Genomic DNA, 18370 nt, shown 5'->3' with positions numbered 1-18370 from the left:
GAATTTTTTACGGATGGCTCGCCACCACAGGCCGCGTCGTCCAGCGCTCCAGAAAAGCCATCAAGACTCTAGCCGAGTTCTCGGCAGCGATATCCAAGAAGATGGGCATTTCATTGGCGTCGGGGCCGCCACCCGCCAGGTCGCTGACCGAACGAAAAGCCAAAAAAGGCACCTTATTGGCTTGCGCAACTTGGGCACAGGCCGCGCTTTCCATATCGACTACCTGAGCCTGAAACACCTGGGTTAAATGTTCGCGATACTGCGCATTATCGACAAAGGCAGTCCCAGACAAACCCGCACCGCCAACCACCAAGCGAGGAGGTTCGCGCAAGCAGACATTATCTTCGTCGCATGATTGCAGTTCAACATTTTGCATATCGCGAGCCATGGCCAGAAGCTCTGGGTCGACGGGGAACCAGAATTGAGGTTCGGGCTGGGGCTGCGCATCGGACACCACCCTCACGGCACGGTGGTGCAACATGCCGAAATGAGGAAGGTCCATGGTTCCCTTACCGGGAGGCTTTTCGTAGATACCTGGCTCGACTTCACGCGCCATCAACACTTCCAGATGTTGCGCCCAGCGTTCAGGCACATTGACGTCGCCAATATTCAGTTCGGGATTGACGCCCCCTGCAATACCGCTGAACAGAATGTGAGAAACATTGAAACGGTCCAGCGCCAGCTGTGTGTTCATCGCAGCATTGACCATGCTGATACCACTCAGAAACAGCAGCACGGGATGCCCTTGCAAGGTGCCCGTCACAAACTCCATACCATTGACGCGGTACACATGCGGATCGAGTAAAGACTTGCGCAACAGGACGAGTTCGGGAGCAAAAGCCGATATCACCGCGACGCGAGGCGTGTCGTCAAGGCGGATACCCGCTTGCGCCGCGTCAGGTGCCTGCGGATTGCCAGGCGCCGCCAACGCTTGAACCCCACCGAGTAGCGCTGCCAAGGCCAGCACGCAGCCGCCTAGAATATTCCTTGGTTTTTGTTTCATTTCCGCCCTTATCGTCATGTCTCTAAGTGCTTGTCGCCCAATCTGACTCTATATTATGACGATGTGCTGCTATCCAAGCCGCGCTGCTTGCAACAACAAGCCGTCAAGGAGCCCTTATGACCACCACCGCTGCTGTTTTGATCCAAGCCATGGGCTTAGCTCCTCACCCCGAGGGCGGCCATTACCGGGAAACCTACCGTAGCACGCAACGCGTGATGCGGCCCGACGGCGCCTCGCGACATGCTGGCACCGCCATTTATTTTTTATTGGCGACAGGCGAATACTCTGCGTGGCACCGCATTGCCTCAGACGAAATCTGGCATTTTCACGCGGGTAGTCCCTTACGTATTCATGTGCTGCACAAAGGCAAGCTGGCTACCCTGCACCTGGGGCACCCGGTGGAATTGCCGGGTGCGCAGTTCCAACATGTGGTGCCTGCGGGTGCCTGGTTTGCCGCCGAACCCATGCCGGCCCGCAATGAGCGCGAAGGCTACAGCTTGGTAGGCTGCACCGTGGCACCAGGGTTCGAGTTCAGTGAATTTGAGTTGGCCACGCCCGAGGCCCTGGCCTTGGCAGGCGCCCCTGACACCGAGACCGTGAGAAGGCTGCTGCCGCAATCGGTGCGTTGAGCCTTATTCAGCCCATGTCGCCCGCAGCAAGCCCAAACAAGGCGCCGCGCCTAAGCGCGTTTACAGCATCACTTCGCGCCATTGGCCGGGCTGCATGTCGCCTAGTTTCCAAGAACCAATGGCCACCCGCACCAACCTGAGCGTGGGCAGCCCCACCGCCGCTGTCATACGACGCACCTGGCGATTACGTCCCTCGGAGATCGTGATTTCCAACCACGCGGTAGGAATACTCTGGCGAAACCGGATAGGAGGGTCGCGCGGCCATAGATCGGGCGGCGCCAGAAAATTGGCGCGTGCAGGCCGGGTGGGGCCGTCATTGAGCACCACACCTGCCCGCAATTGTTGCAACTGCTCTTCGCTAGGTGTGCCCTCTACCTGCGCCCAATAAGTTTTCTCTAGCTTATAACGGGGATCGGCAATGCGAGCCTGCAAACGCCCATCATTGGTCAGCAGCAAAAGCCCTTCACTGTCACGGTCTAGACGGCCCGCCGGATAAACGTCGCTGACAGGCAGATAGTCTTTCAGCGTCGCCCTGCCCTCGTCGTCGGTGAACTGGGTGAGTACGCCGTATGGCTTGTTGAGCAAGATGAGCCGGGGCTGCGCAGGTGCAGCGCGCGCAGGCTTATACGGCCTACCGCCAGGTGTATTGCCTCGCAGAGCAGGCTTGCGCGTGGGGCGCTCGGGGCGATGCGTAGGCATAATGGCGCGACATTCCGGGAGTGCAAAACGCTATGCTAGCTCAGTACCTTGGCATCAAACCGCTATCATGGTCGCCGCTACTTATTTTTCCCACTTTTCATGTCTTATTTGCTGCTTGTCACCGTACTCTGGGCTTTCTCCTTCAGCTTCATAGGCGAGTATCTGGCCGGCCAGGTAGATAGCGATTTCGCCGTTCTGACCCGGGTGCTCATTGCCGCAGCCCTGTTCTTGCCCTTTACACGCTGGCGCGGCCTGCCGTCCAGGTTGCGCTCGGGCTTCTGGCTTGCCGGGGCCTTGCAATACGGCATCACCTATGTGTGTCTGTACCGCAGCTTTCAGGTGCTTACCGTGCCCGAAGTGCTGCTTTTTACGGTACTGACGCCTATTTACGTGACACTACTGGACGATGCCTTGGCTAGGCGCTTCAGCCCCTGGGCCTTGCTGGCGGCAGGGCTAGCCGTTGCGGGCGGGGTCATCATCCGCTTCGATACGCTAGAAGGTGAATATCTGAGGGGCTTTATTCTGCTGCAGATAGCCAACGCCAGCTTTGCAGCAGGCCAGGTGCTGTGCCGACGCCTGCTAATCAACTATCCAATAGCGCAGCCGCTACATCGTTACTTTGGTCACTTCTTCATTGGTGCGCTGGTCATTGCGCTCCCTTCATTCCTATTATTCGGCAACGTGAACAAATTGCCGGACACCAGTCTGCAATGGTGGGTGCTGGCTTATATGGGGGTGTTTGCCACGGCACTGGGCATGTATGGGTGGGTCAAAGGTAGTGCCCAAGTAGACGCCGGCACCCTGGCCATCATGAACGAACTGCATGTGCCCGCTGGCTTGCTGGTGAATCTACTGATCTGGAATCGCGACGCCGATCTACCCAGGCTGTTAGCCGGTGGTACTGTGATTCTGGCAGCCATGTGGCTTAACGCATGGGGCCGACGTTGGTACGCGTATAGTGGGTAAGCGAGGGGCCGCGCAAATCCAGGCATAGCGCTTTGAAGAGTTCGATGGCGTGCATTTGCACACCGCGTCTATGGACGATGCCGATATCTACGTGGGGCACCGTCTGCTCGCAAGTCAGTTGGCTAAGCTTTTCGCGCGCCACGCCATCAGACATGGCATAGACCGGCATCAAGGCCACACCGTTGCTGATGGACACAATGCGCTTGATGAACTGGGCGTCATTGGATTCAGTCAGAATGCGCCCGTAGCCCCCGCTGGGCAAAAACAACCCGTCCATAATGCCGCGTGTGCCGCTACCCGGTTGAAACAGCACAAAAGGAAAAGCACGCAATTCGTCCATCGATACCGCCGGTCGCTGGGCCAAAGGGTGACTGTTGCGCACGATAAACACATGATCCGTGCGCCCCAAAGGCACACTCACCAGCTGCTTGTTGGCTTCGGTCATGGGCGTAAAGGCTAAATCCGATGCGCCCACCAGCACCCGCTTGACAGCCGCCCCCGCAGTTTCAGAAGCGGTAAAGTTCACCTCTATGCCAGGGTATTTTTCCATGAAGGCTTCGCACAGGTCGCCCAGCACATACACGATAGATAAGGAAGTGGCCGCGATATGCAGGCTACCCGTTACCGGCCCTTTGCGTTGCCGCGCAAAGTGGGTCTGCAGCCCAGCCAACTCGGTTTGAATCTTGCGGGCCGACGCCAATACCGCCTGACCCGCTTCAGAGGGATACACCCTGGGCCGCGCACGTACCAGCAAGGTTTCATCCAGCTCTTCCTCGAGACGCCGTAGCTGGTGACTAAGCGCCGACTGCGTCAGGCCCAGCTGAGACGCCGCTTCACTGAAACTACCGGTGTCCACAATCACTTGCAGCGCCTTGAGTTGCTTGAGGTCCACCGCTTTCTCCAAAAAGCCAAAAGTGCGTTTACCGACTGCCTGGGGTTTACCTTAACCGGATTCGTCCAAGCCCTATTTTATGAAAATAATTAATAGATATACACCATAAACTTGATTGACCGTCATAAAAATCCCCCATTAGACTGCAAGGCCATAACAAAAACCATCACAACACCAGGAGACATTTATGACCGTCATTGCTTTTGCCCCATCCCGCCTTCAGTGCAGCCTTAAGCTCGCGGCAGGCCTGGCGCTTGCCGTACTGGCCTGTGCCACCAGCTTAAAAACGGCTTCGGCTGAAGAAGTCACCCTGCGCGCCGTCAGCTCTTTTGACATGAACACCTTCTTTTCTCGGCACTTCGAGCAGTTTGTCGAAAAGGTCAATAAAGAAGGTAAAGGCCTGGTGCAAATCAACTATCTGGGTGGGCCGCAAAACATCCCCCCTTTTGAAGTGGGCAACGCCGTCAGTAACGGCGTGGTCGACATGGCCAACATTTCCGGCGCTTTCTACACCAGCCTGGTACCCGAGGCGCTGGCCATGTCGTTCACCAATATGAGTGCGGAAGAGTTGCGCGCCAACGGCGCCACCGACTACATCAACACGATCCTGGCGCCCAAGAACCTGGTTTATCAGGCGCGCCTAAGCGATCATCTGCCCTACCACCTGTACACCAACAAGGGCTTCACCGGCGACCTGACGGGCCAGAAAATCCGCATCACGCCCATTTATCGCGATTTCTTCATGGCCCTAGGCGCCACCGTCGTGCAGACTTCGCCAGGCGAGGTTTACACCGCACTGGAACGCGGCGTGGTAGACGGCTACGGCTGGCCCATTGCCGGCATTCTTGATCTAGGCTGGCAAGAAAAAACCAAGTATCGCGTGGATCCGGGCTTCTACAACTCCGAGCACGGCATCCTGATGAACCTGAAAAAGTGGAACAGCTTGACGCCCGAGCAACGTGAATTCCTGAACAAGCAATTTGCATGGGCCGAAGCACAGAACGCCACTTACATCCAGGAAACCGCTGAAGAAGCTGCCGGCCAAGCTCAGGCCGGCATCCAGACGATCAAGCTGGAAGGCGAAGCTGCCACCAAGTTTACGCAGGCCGCCAACGAAGCCGCCTGGAAGCGCATCAAAGAGATGAGCCCGCAACACGGTGACAAATTGCGCGAGCTGTTCAGCAAACCCTAATGTGCCAATGCCCGCTTGCCGACCTGCTTACGTACACAGGCGGCAAGCCCCACCTTTGATCAGCGTTTACTCAATCATCCGGAGTTTTCATGGCAGAGCGTTCATTCAAACAGGAAATCGCCAAATTGCGTCTAGGCGAAGGTCAGGAATTCGAAGGTGAAGGCATTTTGGCCGTCACCAAGGCCTTGCTGCAAGCCGGCGTGGCCTACGTGGGCGGCTACCAAGGCTCACCCGTTTCTCACTTGATGGACGTACTGGCTGATGCCAGCGAAGTGCTGGATGAGCTAGGCGTGCATTTTGAAAGCAGTGCGTCAGAAGCCACGGCTGCAGCCATGTTGGGTGCCTCGGTGCACTACCCGCTGCGCGGCGCCATCACGTTCAAATCCACGGTGGGTACCAACGTCGCTTCAGACGCGCTCTCCAATTTGGCGTCCGGCGGCGTCACCGGGGGCGCCCTTATCATTCTGGGCGAAGACTATGGCGAGGGCTCCAGCATCATCCAGGAACGCTCTCATGCCTTTGCGATGAAATCGCAGATGTGGTTGCTGGACCCCAGACCCAATCTGCCTTCTATGGTGCAAGCAGTCGAACAAAGTTTCGCTTTGTCGGAAGCCAGTCGAACACCAGTGATGCTGACGCTGCGCGTACGCGCCTGTCACGTGCATGGGCGCTTTCAGGCACGCGACAACCACAAACCCAGCTTTACGCTTAAGCAAGCCATAGAGCAGCCGCGCCGAGACGTCGAGCGCATGGCTTTGGCACCCGCCACCTTCGTTCACGAGCACGAGAAGGTCGAGTCGCGCTGGCAGGCTGCACAGGATCACATACGTGAACAGGGCTTGAATGAGTTTTTCCCGGGTGAAGAAAGCAAGATAGGCATCATTGTTCAAGGCGGCCTGACCAACACCTTGATGCGCTCACTGGCGCTGATGGGATTGGCCGACATTTACGGCAATACCACTGTTCCCTTGTACGTCATGAACGTGGTGTATCCGGTGATACCCGAAGAAGTGCTGCAGTTTTGCGCCGGCAAGCAGGCTGTGCTGATGCTGGAAGAAGGCCAGCCGGAATTCATAGAACAGGAACTGCACACTGTTTTGCGCCGCGCCGGGTCTGACACCCAACTGCACGGAAAAGACATGCTGCCCCGGGCGGGCGAATACACGCCTAGGGTCATGCTTAAAGGCCTGCGCCGGTTCCTGGGCCAGCACGCCCCCCACCTGGCGACTCGGCAAGCATTGCCCGCGGGCGTGGCCAAGCTACTGGATCCCCCCGTCATTCCTATTGTGCCTTCTATGCCCGGCGTAGCGCTGGAGAAAGTGGATGGCGTACTACCGCGCCCCCCCTCGTTTTGCACGGGCTGTCCTGAACGCCCTATTTTCACCGCCATGAAAATGGTAGAAAAGCGTATAGGTCAGCATTACGTGAGCGCCGACATAGGCTGCCATCAGTTTGCCGCGCTGCCGCCTTTCAATATAGGCGCTACCTCGATGGGCTATGGCTTGGGCGCCGCCGGCGCTGCGGCATTCAACACCGCCGACACCCAACGCCGCACCATCAGCATCATGGGCGACGGCGGCTTTTGGCATAACGGCCTCACCTCCGGCATAGGCAATGCGGTGTTCAACCGCAGCGACAACGTTACCGTCATTATCGACAACGGCTATTCAGCCGCCACCGGGGGCCAGGACATACTGTCTTCCCGCGCCGACACCCCGGTACGCTCCACCCATCACCGCATCGAAGACGCTGTTAAAGGCGTTGGCGTCAAATGGGTGCGTACCGTTAGCCACACCTACGACCTGCAAAACATGCAAGAGGTCATAGAGCAAGCGCTGACGGCAACCGAGCCTGGCCCCAAGGTTGTCATTGCGCAGTCGGAATGTATGTTGAACAAGCAGCGCCGCGTCAAGCCCCTTAAACGGCAATTGGCCAAAGACGGCGTGCGCGTGGTCAACGAACGCTTTGGCGTCGATCATGACACCTGTACCGGCGATCACTCCTGTATTCGCCTGTCGGGCTGCCCCTCTCTGTCTATCAAGGACAATCCCGACCCCTTACGGCGCGACCCCGTCGCCACCGTGCTTTCCAGCTGTGTGGGTTGTGGCTTGTGCGGCGAAGTCTCGCACGCAGCCGTGCTTTGCCCCTCTTTTCACCGCGCCGACGTCATCAGTAACCCACGCCGCTTCGAAACGCTGCGCGCACGTCTGGCTCAAAAAATCATACGCGTCTTGCAACGCCGCCTGACTCGCAAGGAATATCGTCATGCAGTTTGACGCTCAAATCATGCCTATCAAAATTGCCATTCTTGCCATGGGCGGGGAAGGCGGTGGTGTTCTTGCCGACTGGATAGTGTCTGTCGCCGAACACGCGGGCTTTTATGCCCAGACCAGCTCGGTGCCCGGCGTCGCCCAGCGTACCGGCGCCACCTTGTATTACGTCGAGATTCTGCCCGTCTCACGCAAAGACACACCTGCCCCGTTTCTGGGTTTGATGCCAGTGCCCGGCGACGTGGACATCGTGCTGGCTTCTGAATTGATGGAAGCCGCTAGAGCGGTACAACGCGGCCTGGTCACGCGAGATAAAACCCTGCTGATTTCCTCATCGAACCGGGTTTACGCCATGCCCGAGAAAATGGCCATGGGTGACGGACGACAAGACTATCAAAGCCTGCGGCAAGCCGGCCTTGATGCCGCCAAGCATTTCGTATGCCAGGATTTTGCCGCCCTCGCCCAACAGCATGGCAGCGTCATCAGTTCGGTTCTTTTTGGTGCTTTAGCTGCCGCCCATATTTTACCGCTGACGCGACAGGATTTTGAAGCCACCATAGAGCGTAGCGGCGTCGCGGTAAGCAGCAGTCTGGCAGCCTTCGACGCGGGCTATAGCGCCTATTTCAGCCAGGCAGATGAGCAAGCTACGCACGGTGCTGAAGCGCCTTGCAACCCGACAGCCCCCGGACAACTTGACGCACGGCTGCAAGCCCATGCCCAGCGTATCGAACAAGCCTTTCCTCAGTGGGCGCACGAGATACTTTTAGCGGGCGTGGCACGCACCGCAGACTATCAAGACCCGGCTTACGCCCACGATTATCTGGACAAACTGCAGCCTATCGCCGCGCTGGAATCTGAAGCCTCCCCCAAGCGCCGCCTTCTGCAGGAAACAGCCCGGCACCTGGCGCTATGGATGACTTTCGAAGACACCATACGCGTTGCCGAACTGAAAATCCGCCCCAGCCGTTTTGAGCGAGTGCGCAAAGAGCACCAGCCCAAGCCCGACCAGCTGCTGCACATCAATGAATTTTTTCATCCCCGCGCAGAAGAAATCGTGGATACGGTACCGGCGGGCTTGGGGCGCTGGATCCAGCGCAACCGCTGGGCCCATAATCTGCTAGAACGTCACACCCGCAAGGGGCGCGTCATTCGCAGCAATCAATTAGGCGGATTCCTGCTGTTGTACTCAGTCGCTGCGCTGCGCAGCCTGCGTCGCCGTTCGCTGCGCTACCAGCGCGAGCAAGCCCACATTCGGCAGTGGCTGGCCAGTATTAGCCAATATGCGCACAACTATGATCTTGCCTGTGAAATCGCAGCCTGCCAGAACTTGGTCAAAGGCTACGGAGACACCCATGCGCGCGGTTTGAGCAACTATGGCAGTATCATGTCGGCTTTGCCCACGCTGGCTATTTTGCCAGACGCCGCTCAGCGGCTGGCCAAGCTGCGTCAGGCGGCCTTGGCCGATGACCACGGCAGGCAGTTGGGCGACAGCCTGGCTGAGCTTGACCAAAACGTTGCTGCAGCCCCCTAAGGGCAACCCCAATACTTGCGCCAGCCAGGCAAGGGCGACCACTTAACTCATTCTTGCAAGGAAACCCCGATGTCCTCCCGTGTACACAGCATGCCGATACAAGTCTTATTCAGGCACTGCGATCCGGCTGCTATCGTTTTCTATCCTCGATATGTCGAGTTGGTGCATGACGTCGTCGAGCACTGGTTCAACCACGGCTTGCTGATCAGTTACTACACGCTGCATAGCGAACGTTCCTTGGGCATCCCCACCGTTAATTTGCAGGTAGATTTCAAGGCGCCTAGCCGTTTGGGCGATCAGTTAAGCGGCCACCTTAGAGTGCTGAAGCTGGGGCGCACGTCGGCACAACTGAACGTTCAGCTGTGCGGGCCCGACAACAAGGTACGTGTAGAGGCTACCGCGACCATCGTGTTTGTCTCGGTGAAAGACATCAGCCCCCTGGAAATCCCAGCCGATTTCCGCGAGCGTATGTCGCTTTATCTGGTCGACGATCAAGCCTGAGGTCAGGCCGCCGGCCCACGGTCATACGGCCTCTGCGCGGGAGGCCGCTGCCGCCAATCGTCCTGCTGAGGGCCGTTGGCCTAGAAACTCATGTAGTTCACGTATGGGCATGGCTTTGGCATACAGCCAGCCCTGTACCAGGCTGACCCCCTGGTCGGCCAGGTAGTTGGCCTGTGTCTGGGTTTCCACCCCCTCGGCCACCAGCACCAGATTCAAACTCTTGCCCATCTCGATGATGTGGTAAATGACATGACTGGAAACGGCCCCCGTTCCTATGGGTGCGATAAAGGATTTATCCACCTTCAGTACATCTACCGGCAAACTTTGCAGGTATTGAAGACTGGAATAGCCCGAACCGAAGTCATCGATGGCAATAATATAGCCACGATCATGCGCCTGCTGCAGCATAGTACGCGCAGACTCAATATCCATGAAACTGCGTTCAGTTACCTCAAGCCAGATCTGGCGTGGCCGCACTCCCGCAACAATCAAAGTGTTCTCTAGCACACCCAACACTCTACCGGTGCTGACGTCTTCGGCATACAGGTTCAGAGAAATGTGCAGCTCGGGATTCGCCTTCAATAAAGGCCCCATCTCGTTGGCAACGGTACGCAAAAGCAGGTCGGTCAGGGGTGCCATCAACCGATTCGCCTCAGCCATGGGGATAAACAAATCGGGCTGTATCCAGGTGTTGTCGCTTTGACGCCAGCGCAATAAGGCCTCAGCTCCGACACATTCGCCGCTGCGCTGATTGATAATCGGCTGATAATGCACCGAGAGCTCTTCGCTTCGGATAGCTGCGCGCAACTCGTCCCGAGGCGAAGAGCGCCGCATCCAAATACCCAAGGTCAGCAGAAACACAAGGCCGCCGGCAATGAGCAGCCCGTCATGCTCGGTACGCAAATACTGGAAAAAACCGCCGCCCGGATACATAGCCATGGAAATCCACTGCGGCGAGTTGACAACAGCTTGTTGATAACCGGGAATCTGTACTGCCCCCTTTGTCAGGAGTGCCTTTTCGAGGGCGCCGTCGGGGCTTGAGCCTATGGTAATGACAGGCCTGCCATCGTGGGTAGCCAAGCCCATCTGCATTTTAGGCTCGGCAATCACATCGACGAAGTACTTCAAGCTGATCAAAGCCCGGTAGGGCCCCTGGCTTAGCGCAAGGGCGCGCCCACCGCCGCTGGACGGCGACATATAAGACAACATGAACGAGGTTTGGCCATCGGATGTCCGGCCTATGACAGCCTCTTCGCCAAACTCGTATAAGCCTTCACCCCAAGAAGAACACGTGGCCAGACCGTCAGTGACATACGCGATTTCATCCAGGGCCGGTGTGTTGACGGTGAGCTGGCGCATCAGCCCAATATGCTCGTTGCCGCAAGGCGGCAAATTGGCCCAAGAGAGTTGGTTCAGGATGGCAGAAATTTGTTCGACGGTAAGCTCTTCGCGCGTGATAAGTAGCTGGGCCATGGTTTCAAGGCGCGTTTACATATTTTGCACCGACACCCGCCACGCTACCAAGGCCATTATCGTCACCGGCACGAGCGCACAGAGCAGAGCGACCAGAATGCCAATGGAGGTTCTTTTACGGTACGCCATGCTCGTCCTTGAAAGGTGACCCGGCGAACCCCGCAAGAGAACCAACCGGGCACATCCCACATGCGACAATCCACTACAGCCTGCACATACAAACCCTTCTATTTTGGAGCAGTTTATAACGTCTTATTAGCCACTTACGTCCCTGCCCGGCTAAGGTTTTCCCGAATTCGCATGAACAGGCCTGCTAGAATGACCGAGCGGCCAATGCCGCCGATCCGTTCAGCCTTGGCGTATGAAACTTACCTACTATACCGACTACAGCCTGCGCGTCCTGATCTTCGTGGCCGTCCATGCCGATGAACCCGTCACCATCCAGCGCATTGCGGATGCTTATGGCCTGCCCAAGAATCATTTGATCAAGATTGTTCAGCGCTTGGGGCAACTGGGCCATTTGCGTACCACGCGTGGCCGAGCAGGCGGTTTGCGCCTGGGGCGCCCGGCGGCCGAAATCAATGTGGGCGAGGTAGTGCGTGCCATGGAGCCCGATTTCGACATGGTGGAATGCTTTCAGGCCGGTAATCGCTGCTCTATTACACCGGTGTGCGGCTTGAAAGGCGTGCTCAATCAGGCTTTGGTGGCTTACTTTCAGGTACTCAATCAATACACCTTGAAAGACCTGATTCCTGACGCCGCTGCCGCCCATCGCTTGCTCAATCCTAACGAGCACCTGCTTCTACCCACACCACGCCAAGCACTGAGCACTAGCACCGAGTAAAGCGTCTTGCCTGACCGGCATGTTTGTTTTAAAGATATGCCACTTGGGCATATCTGCTAGTATCATCATGCTATTTTCATACCAGCACATTCGCCGCATAATGGGTTGTTAAGCCCGAGCCCTCGCTGCGCCTAAAATTATGGCGCGTGTGGCCGGCGTTCTTTTTATGCTTGTCTAGCATTGCCGCCCTGCCGCCGTCGAACTCTACGGCGGCAAGATCAAGAATCTGATTCAAGTATCCGACAGGAGTACAGGATGATCATCGACATTCACGGCCACTACACGACGGCCCCCAAGGCTCTCGAAGATTGGCGCAATCGCCAGATCGCCGCGCTGAAAGACCCTTCGCAAGCACCCAAGGTTTCCGAGCTGCATATTTCCGATGATGATCTGCGCCAGACCATCGAGCAAAACCAGCTGCGCCTGATGAAAGAGCGCGGTGCCGACCTGACCATCTTCAGCCCACGCGCCAGTTTCATGGCCCACCATATCGGCGACTTCCAAACGTCCTCCACCTGGTCCGCCATCTGCAACGAGCTTTGCTATCGGGTGTCGCAGTTGTTCCCCGAGCATTTCATCGGCGCTGCCATGCTGCCCCAGTCGCCCGGAGTAGACCCCAAGACCTGCATCCCCGAGCTGGAAAAGTGCGTTAACGAATACGGCATGGTCGGCATCAACCTGAACCCCGACCCCTCGGGCGGCCACTGGACGAGCCCTCCGCTCACCGATCGCCACTGGTACCCTATTTACGAAAAAATGGTCGAGTACGACATCCCCGCGATGATTCACGTCTCCACCAGCTGCAATGCCTGCTTCCATACTACCGGCGCGCACTACATCAACGCCGACACAACGGCGGTCATGCAGCTCATCCAGGGTGATCTGTTCAAAGACTTCCCCACGCTCAAGTTCGTCATTCCTCACGGCGGCGGCGCCGCCCCCTACCACTGGGGCCGCTATCGCGGGCTGGCTCAAGAAATGAAAAAGCCTTTGCTCGACGAGCATCTGCTTAACAACATCTACTTTGACACCTGCGTCTACCATCAGCCCGGGATCGACCTGCTGACCCGCGTGATTCCGCTCAAGAACGTCATGTTCGCCTCGGAAATGATTGGCGCCGTGCGCGGTATCGATCCTGAAACCGGCCACTACTACGATGACACCAAGCGCTACATCGAAGCTGCCGACCTGACCACTGAAGAACGCCACATGATCTACGAAGGCAATGCCCGCCGCGTTTACTCGCGTCTGGATGCCGCCCTCAAGGCCCAAGGCCGCTAAGGAACCAACATGAGTCTGAACAATCTGGGTATCGTTAAACGCAACATCGTTCGCGCCGACCGCGAGGCCACCGACAGGCTGGGCAAGTTTGGCAGCGCCACCGTGCACGAAGCCATGGGCCGCGTTGGCCTCATGAAGCCCTATATGCGTCCCATTTATTCGGGCGCACCGGTCTCCGGCACAGCCGTTACCGTGCTGCTGCACCCTGGCGACAACTGGATGATGCACGTCGTAGCCGAGCAGATTCAACCCGGCGACATCGTCGTCGCGGCTATCACGGCAGAATGCACCGATGGCTACTTTGGCGATCTGCTGGCCACTTCTTTCATGGCCCGTGGCGCACGCGCGCTGGTCATAGACGGTGGTGTCCGCGACACCCGCGACCTCAAGCAAATGGGCTTCCCCGTCTGGAGCAAAGCCATCAGCGCCAAAGGCACCATCAAGGCTACGCTGGGCTCGGTCAACATCCCCGTGGTGTGTGCCGGTGCTGCGGTCAACCCTGGCGACGTCATTGTTGCCGATGATGACGGTGTCGTTGTCGTTCCCGCCGCCATCGCCGCGCAAGTGGCCGATGCCGCTGCCGCACGCGAAGCCAACGAAGGCGAAAAGCGCGAGAAGCTGGCCGCAGGCGTGTTGGGCCTGGACATGTACAAAATGCGTGAGCCGCTCGAAAAAGCCGGTCTCAAGTACATAGACTGACAGGCAGCCCTATGAGCACATTCACCAAAACCCCCGGCTGGCTCGACTGGTACGCTCAGCCTTCCAAGCCTCAGTTCAAGCTGCCCGAAGGCGCTGTTGACGCACATTGCCACGTGTTCGGCCCCGGCGACGAGTTCCCCTACGCCCCCGAGCGCAAGTACACGCCTTGCGACGCCAGCAAGCAACAGCTGTATGCCCTGCGCGATCATCTGGGCTTTGCCCGCAATGTTGTGGTGCAGGCCACCTGCCACGGCGCCGACAACCGCGCCATGGTAGATGCCTTGGTAAACAGCAACGGCAAAGCGCGTGGCGTCGCCACGGTGCGCCGCAGCGTTACCGACGAAGAGCTGCAAGCCATGCACGACGCCGGCGTGCGCGGTGTACGGTTCAACTTCGTCAAGCGCCTGGTCGACTTCACCCCAAAAGACGAACTCCTGGAAATCGCCACGCGCATCTCCAAGCTGGGCTGGCATGTGGTCATCTACTTTGAAGCCGTCGACCTGCCCGAGCTGTGGGATTTCTTCACCGCACTGCCCACGACCATCGTGGTTGACCACATGGGGCGTCCCGACGTCACCCAACCGGTGGATGGCCCCGAGTTCGAACTGTTCCTGAAGTTCATGCGCGAGCACGAGAACGTCTGGAGCAAGGTTTCGTGCCCCGAGCGCCTGTCGGTCAGCGGCCCCCCCGCCCTGGACGGCGAACGCAATGCCTATCGCGACGTCGTGCCCTTCGCACGCCGAGTCGTCGAGGAGTTCCCCGACCGTGTTTTGTGGGGCACCGATTGGCCACACCCCAATCTGAAAAACCACATGCCCGACGACGGCTTGCTGGTCGATTTCATCCCCCATATCGCAACGACTGCCGAGCTGCAGCGCAAGCTGCTGGTCGACAATCCCATGCGGCTATACTGGCCCGAGGAGGTCTAATCATGGCGCTAGACAAACCGTACCAGGACGTTCCTGGCACCATCATTTTCGACGCCGAGCAATCACGCAAAGGCTACTGGATCAACCAGTTCTGCATGTCGTTGATGAAAGCCGAAAACCGCGAGCGCTTCAAAGCGGACGAGCGGGCCTATCTTGACGAATGGCCCCTTAGCGAAGAGGCCAAGCAAGCCCTGTTGGCGCGTGACCTTAACTGGTGCATGAGCCTGGGCGGCAATATCTACTTCCTGGCCAAGCTGGGCTCTACGCACGGTCTTAGCTTCCAACAGATGGCCGGCTCCATGACCGGCATGACGGAAGAAGAATACCGCAACATGATGATCAACGGCGGTCGTTCGGCTGAAGGCAACCGCTACATTGGTGAAGACGGCGACTCACAAGCGCATCGCCAGCCTCAAGGCAGCGCCGGCAAACAGAAAGGAGGCCAATAAACCATGGCTCGCATTACCTCATCCGTCTATACCTCGCACGTGCCGGCCATTGGCGCCGCCATGGATTTGGGCAAAACCCAAGAACCTTACTGGCAGCCGCTGTTTCAGGGTTACGAATTCTCCCGCCAATGGATGAAAGACAACAAGCCCGACGTCATCATCCTGGTGTTCAACGACCACGCCACCGCCTTTGACCTGGACTGTATTCCCACCTTTGCCATTGGCACCGGTGCCGAATACCAGCCCGCCGATGAAGGCTGGGGCCCCCGTCCGGTACCCAAGGTCTACGGTCATCCCGAACTGGCTTCGCACATCGCGCAAAGCGTCATTCAGCAAGATTTCGACCTCACCATCGTCAACAAGATGGACGTAGACCACGGTCTGACCGTGCCGCTGTCCCTGATGTGCGGCGAACAAGACCCGCAAACCGGCTCCTGGCCTTGCCCGGTCATCCCCTTTGCCGTAAACGTCGTGCAGTATCCCGTGCCTTCGGGCCAACGGTGCTTCAACCTTGGCCGCGCGATTCGTAAAGCCGTCGAAAGCTTCGACGAAGACCTCAATGTACAGATCTGGGGTACGGGCGGCATGAGCCACCAGTTGCAAGGCGCTCGCGCCGGCCTGATCAACAAAGAGTGGGACAACCGCTTCCTCGATCTACTCATCGAAAACCCCTCGGGTTTGGCGCAAATCCCGCACATCGAATACGTGCGCGAAGCCGGTTCCGAAGGCATCGAATTGGTGATGTGGCTGATTGCCCGCGGCGCCATGTCCGACGTGGACGGCCCCGCCCTGTTGCCCAAGGTGGCACACCGCTTCTACCACGTCCCTGCCTCCAACACGGCAGTGGGCCACCTTATCCTGGAAAACAGATAAGGCATTTGCGTCACTTCTTTATCCACCTCTATTCCCAAGAGGGCTCAGGCCCTCCTGGGTAGCGCTACGGAGAACCCTATGACCCAAACTATCAAAGTCGCCTTGGCCGGTGCGGGTGCCTTCGGCATCAAGCACCTGGACGGCATCAAGAACATCCCCGACGTCGAAGTCGTTTCGCTGGTTGGCCGTCGTTACGACCAGACCAAAGAAGTCGCCGACAAATACGGTATTGGCCACGTCGCCACCGATCTGTCCGAAAGCCTGGCCCTGCCTGAAGTCGACGCCGTCATTCTGTGCACACCCACGCAAATGCACGCAGAGCAAACCATTGCCTGCCTGAAAGCCGGCAAGCACGTACAGGTCGAAATTCCCCTGTCAGACTCCTGGGCCGACGCCGAAGCCGTCGTCGCCGCACAGAAAGCCAGCGGCAAGATTGCCATGGTGGGTCATACCCGTCGTTTCAACCCCAGCCACCAGTGGGTGCACAAAAAGATCGAAGCCGGCGAGTTCAATATCCAGCAAATGGATGTTCAGACTTACTTCTTCCGCCGCACCAACATGAACGCACTGGGCCAACCCCGTAGCTGGACCGACCATCTGCTGTGGCACCACGCCGCCCACACGGTCGATCTGTTCGCCTACCAAACCGGTTCGCCTATCGTCAAGGCCAATGCCATCCAGGGCCCCATCAACCCCGAGCTGGGCATTGCCATGGACATGTCGATACAGCTGCAGGCCGCCAACGGCGCCATCTGCACCTTGTCGCTGTCCTTCAACAACGACGGCCCCCTGGGCACGTTCTTCCGTTACATCGGCGACACCGGCACCTACCTGGCCCGCTACGACGACTTGTACAACGGCAAGGACGAGAAAATCGACGTCTCGAATGTCGACGTTTCGATGAACGGTATCGAACTCCAGGATCGCGAGTTCTTCGCCGCCATTCGTGAAGGCCGCGAGCCTAACTCTTCCGTCGCCAAGGTACTGGATTGCTATCGCGTTCTGGGCGAACTCGAGAAGCAACTGGCCTAAATCACTAACCGGAAAACGCCATGACACAGCACACGACACAGCGAACCATAGGTCCCTTCAAGGTCAACGCCATCGGTCTGGGGTGCATGAACCTCAGCCACGCCTATGGCGTACCACCCGGCCCTGAAGAAGCCAAGGCTTTGCTATTGCGTGCGCTGGATCTTGGCGTCGACTTGTTCGACACCGCCGCGCTATATGGTTTTGGTGCCAATGAAACGCTGGTGGGCCAGGTGCTCAAGCCCCACCGCCAGCGCTTCACACTGGCCAGCAAATGCGGCATGACGGGCGTCGATGGCAAGCGCGTCATTGATGGCCGCCCCGCCACCCTGAAGGCTACCTGCGACGAAGCCCTTCAGCGTCTGCAAACCGATGTCATCGACCTCTATTACCTGCACCGCCGCGATTTCAACGTACCTATCGAAGACAGCGTCGGCGCATTGGCCGATTTGGTCAGTGCCGGAAAAATCCGTGCCATAGGTTTGTCTGAAGTTTCCGGCGAAACCATACGCAAGGCGCATGCCGTACATCCTGTCAGCGCCGTGCAAAACGAATATTCATTGTGGTCGCGTGAAGCCGAGATCGGCGTGGTAGAAGCCTGCCGCGAAGTCGGCGCGACACTGGTGGCGTTCAGCCCCTTGGCCCGAGCTTTCTTGTGCGGTGAACTTACTGATCCACAAACCCAGCTTACCGAGAAAGACATACGCCTGGGCATGCCCCGCTTTTCGGCAGAGAACTACGCCAAGAACCTGCAGCTGCTTACCCCTTACAAGGCCATTGCCGCCGAAGTCGGCTGCACGCCTGCCCAGCTGGCCCTGGCCTGGATCATGGCTGCTCAGCCGAAGGCTGTCTCCATACCCGGCACGCGCTCCATCTCTCACCTCGAAGACAATATGGGCGCTCTCAAGGTGCAGCTGTCTGCCGACGTGGTCGAAAAGCTGAATCAACTGATCAACAATAAAACGGTTGCCGGCCCCCGCTATCCGGCTGCGACTCAAAAAGAAATCGACACCGAGCAGTTCGCCGCTTAAGTTCTATTCAAGCTCAAACGACATCAGGGGCCTTGCTCAAGGCCTTTCTGACCTGTTCTCGACGTCCTCATTTTAAGAG

General features: G+C 58.0%; 18 protein-coding genes. 14 read left to right on the top strand and 4 right to left on the bottom strand.

Annotated features, from left to right (window positions below; genetic code table 11):
• Positions 1–7: 7 nt before the first annotated feature.
• Positions 8–1003, bottom strand: a complete 996-nt coding sequence (locus H0484_RS08690; RefSeq protein ID WP_226954185.1) for a 5'-methylthioadenosine/S-adenosylhomocysteine nucleosidase — start codon at positions 1001–1003, stop codon at positions 8–10.
• A 116-nt stretch (positions 1004–1119) separates the two neighbouring features.
• On the opposite strand from H0484_RS08690, the gene H0484_RS08685 reads away from it, so the two are divergent.
• Positions 1120–1632 carry a cupin domain-containing protein gene (locus H0484_RS08685; protein WP_226954184.1) on the top strand — a complete coding sequence of 171 codons (513 nt, stop codon included), beginning with the start codon at positions 1120–1122 and terminating at the stop codon, positions 1630–1632.
• 60 nt (positions 1633–1692) lie between these two features.
• Here H0484_RS08685 and H0484_RS08680 read toward each other — a convergent pair whose 3' ends face one another.
• On the bottom strand, positions 1693–2331 hold the full coding sequence (locus tag H0484_RS08680) for a pseudouridine synthase (protein WP_226954183.1): 639 nt from the start codon (positions 2329–2331) through the stop codon (positions 1693–1695).
• Between the two features lie 99 nt (positions 2332–2430).
• Here H0484_RS08680 and H0484_RS08675 point away from each other — a divergent pair, with 99 nt between their 5' ends.
• Complete coding sequence (locus H0484_RS08675; RefSeq protein WP_226954182.1) at positions 2431–3297, top strand: carboxylate/amino acid/amine transporter; 867 nt, start codon at positions 2431–2433, stop codon at positions 3295–3297.
• Here the strand turns inward: H0484_RS08675 and H0484_RS08670 are convergent.
• Positions 3257–4189 carry a LysR family transcriptional regulator gene (locus H0484_RS08670; RefSeq protein ID WP_226954181.1) on the bottom strand — a complete coding sequence of 311 codons (933 nt, stop codon included), beginning with the start codon at positions 4187–4189 and terminating at the stop codon, positions 3257–3259. The genes H0484_RS08675 and H0484_RS08670 overlap by 41 nt on opposite strands.
• Positions 4190–4376: 187 nt before the next feature.
• On the opposite strand from H0484_RS08670, the gene dctP reads away from it, so the two are divergent.
• The 4 genes from dctP (at position 4377) to H0484_RS08650 (ending at position 9683) form a co-directional block, all read left to right on the top strand.
• Complete coding sequence (dctP, locus tag H0484_RS08665) at positions 4377–5381, top strand: TRAP transporter substrate-binding protein DctP (RefSeq protein WP_226954180.1); 1005 nt, start codon at positions 4377–4379, stop codon at positions 5379–5381.
• An 89-nt stretch (positions 5382–5470) separates the two neighbouring features.
• A complete protein-coding gene (locus tag H0484_RS08660; RefSeq protein WP_226954179.1) occupies positions 5471–7657 on the top strand; it encodes a thiamine pyrophosphate-dependent enzyme in 2187 nt (728 codons plus the stop codon).
• Positions 7647–9182, top strand: coding sequence for an indolepyruvate oxidoreductase subunit beta family protein (locus H0484_RS08655; RefSeq protein ID WP_226954178.1), 1536 nt, complete (start codon positions 7647–7649; stop codon positions 9180–9182). Before H0484_RS08660 ends, H0484_RS08655 begins: the two co-directional genes overlap by 11 nt.
• A gap of 69 nt (positions 9183–9251) precedes the next feature.
• Positions 9252–9683 carry an acyl-CoA thioesterase gene (locus H0484_RS08650; protein WP_226954177.1) on the top strand — a complete coding sequence of 144 codons (432 nt, stop codon included), beginning with the start codon at positions 9252–9254 and terminating at the stop codon, positions 9681–9683.
• Between the two features lie 21 nt (positions 9684–9704).
• Here the strand turns inward: H0484_RS08650 and H0484_RS08645 are convergent, their stop codons facing one another.
• Positions 9705–11156 (bottom strand): EAL domain-containing protein, encoded by a 1452-nt coding sequence (locus H0484_RS08645; protein WP_226954176.1) that lies wholly within the window; start codon positions 11154–11156, stop codon positions 9705–9707.
• 361 nt (positions 11157–11517) lie between these two features.
• Here H0484_RS08645 and H0484_RS08640 point away from each other — a divergent pair, with 361 nt between their 5' ends.
• From H0484_RS08640 to H0484_RS08605, 8 genes are all read left to right on the top strand, one after another.
• On the top strand, positions 11518–12000 hold the full coding sequence (locus H0484_RS08640; protein WP_226954175.1) for an RrF2 family transcriptional regulator: 483 nt from the start codon (positions 11518–11520) through the stop codon (positions 11998–12000).
• Between the two features lie 255 nt (positions 12001–12255).
• Complete coding sequence (locus tag H0484_RS08635) at positions 12256–13281, top strand: amidohydrolase family protein (protein WP_226954174.1); 1026 nt, start codon at positions 12256–12258, stop codon at positions 13279–13281.
• Positions 13282–13296: 15 nt separating this feature from the next.
• Positions 13297–13980, top strand: coding sequence for a 4-carboxy-4-hydroxy-2-oxoadipate aldolase/oxaloacetate decarboxylase (ligK, locus tag H0484_RS08630; protein ID WP_315859948.1), 684 nt, complete (start codon positions 13297–13299; stop codon positions 13978–13980).
• Between the two features lie 11 nt (positions 13981–13991).
• Positions 13992–14909, top strand: a complete 918-nt coding sequence (locus H0484_RS08625; RefSeq protein ID WP_226954172.1) for an amidohydrolase family protein — start codon at positions 13992–13994, stop codon at positions 14907–14909.
• Between the two features lie 2 nt (positions 14910–14911).
• A complete protein-coding gene (gene ligA, locus H0484_RS08620) occupies positions 14912–15358 on the top strand; it encodes a protocatechuate 4,5-dioxygenase subunit alpha (RefSeq protein ID WP_226954171.1) in 447 nt (148 codons plus the stop codon).
• 3 nt (positions 15359–15361) lie between these two features.
• Positions 15362–16231 carry a class III extradiol dioxygenase subunit beta gene (locus H0484_RS08615; RefSeq protein ID WP_226954170.1) on the top strand — a complete coding sequence of 290 codons (870 nt, stop codon included), beginning with the start codon at positions 15362–15364 and terminating at the stop codon, positions 16229–16231.
• Between the two features lie 78 nt (positions 16232–16309).
• A complete protein-coding gene (locus H0484_RS08610) occupies positions 16310–17263 on the top strand; it encodes a Gfo/Idh/MocA family oxidoreductase (protein ID WP_226954169.1) in 954 nt (317 codons plus the stop codon).
• A gap of 20 nt (positions 17264–17283) precedes the next feature.
• Positions 17284–18291, top strand: a complete 1008-nt coding sequence (locus tag H0484_RS08605) for an aldo/keto reductase (protein WP_226954168.1) — start codon at positions 17284–17286, stop codon at positions 18289–18291.
• Positions 18292–18370 lie beyond the last annotated feature (79 nt).

The sequence above is a fragment of the Mesopusillimonas faecipullorum genome (assembly GCF_020539505.1).
GTDB classification, from domain to species: domain Bacteria; phylum Pseudomonadota; class Gammaproteobacteria; order Burkholderiales; family Burkholderiaceae_B; genus Mesopusillimonas; species Mesopusillimonas faecipullorum.
This window is presented reverse-complemented; position numbering and strand designations above follow the sequence as displayed.

Excerpts from the sequence above, each read along its gene's own strand:
- H0484_RS08685 (WP_226954184.1), top strand. The coding sequence starts at position 1,120 with ATGACCACCACCGCTGCTGTTTTGATCCAAGCCATGGGCTTAGCTCCT.
- H0484_RS08615 (WP_226954170.1), top strand. The coding sequence starts at position 15,362 with ATGGCTCGCATTACCTCATCCGTCTATACCTCGCACGTGCCGGCCATT.
- H0484_RS08660 (WP_226954179.1), top strand. The coding sequence starts at position 5,471 with ATGGCAGAGCGTTCATTCAAACAGGAAATCGCCAAATTGCGTCTAGGC.
- H0484_RS08610 (WP_226954169.1), top strand. The coding sequence starts at position 16,310 with ATGACCCAAACTATCAAAGTCGCCTTGGCCGGTGCGGGTGCCTTCGGC.
- H0484_RS08680 (WP_226954183.1), bottom strand. The coding sequence starts at position 2,331 with ATGCCTACGCATCGCCCCGAGCGCCCCACGCGCAAGCCTGCTCTGCGA.
- dctP (WP_226954180.1), top strand. The coding sequence starts at position 4,377 with ATGACCGTCATTGCTTTTGCCCCATCCCGCCTTCAGTGCAGCCTTAAG.
- H0484_RS08650 (WP_226954177.1), top strand. The coding sequence starts at position 9,252 with ATGTCCTCCCGTGTACACAGCATGCCGATACAAGTCTTATTCAGGCAC.
- H0484_RS08625 (WP_226954172.1), top strand. The coding sequence starts at position 13,992 with ATGAGCACATTCACCAAAACCCCCGGCTGGCTCGACTGGTACGCTCAG.
- H0484_RS08675 (WP_226954182.1), top strand. The coding sequence starts at position 2,431 with ATGTCTTATTTGCTGCTTGTCACCGTACTCTGGGCTTTCTCCTTCAGC.
- ligA (WP_226954171.1), top strand. The coding sequence starts at position 14,912 with ATGGCGCTAGACAAACCGTACCAGGACGTTCCTGGCACCATCATTTTC.
- H0484_RS08690 (WP_226954185.1), bottom strand. The coding sequence starts at position 1,003 with ATGAAACAAAAACCAAGGAATATTCTAGGCGGCTGCGTGCTGGCCTTG.
- H0484_RS08635 (WP_226954174.1), top strand. The coding sequence starts at position 12,256 with ATGATCATCGACATTCACGGCCACTACACGACGGCCCCCAAGGCTCTC.
- H0484_RS08605 (WP_226954168.1), top strand. The coding sequence starts at position 17,284 with ATGACACAGCACACGACACAGCGAACCATAGGTCCCTTCAAGGTCAAC.
- H0484_RS08640 (WP_226954175.1), top strand. The coding sequence starts at position 11,518 with ATGAAACTTACCTACTATACCGACTACAGCCTGCGCGTCCTGATCTTC.
- H0484_RS08655 (WP_226954178.1), top strand. The coding sequence starts at position 7,647 with ATGCAGTTTGACGCTCAAATCATGCCTATCAAAATTGCCATTCTTGCC.
- H0484_RS08645 (WP_226954176.1), bottom strand. The coding sequence starts at position 11,156 with ATGGCCCAGCTACTTATCACGCGCGAAGAGCTTACCGTCGAACAAATT.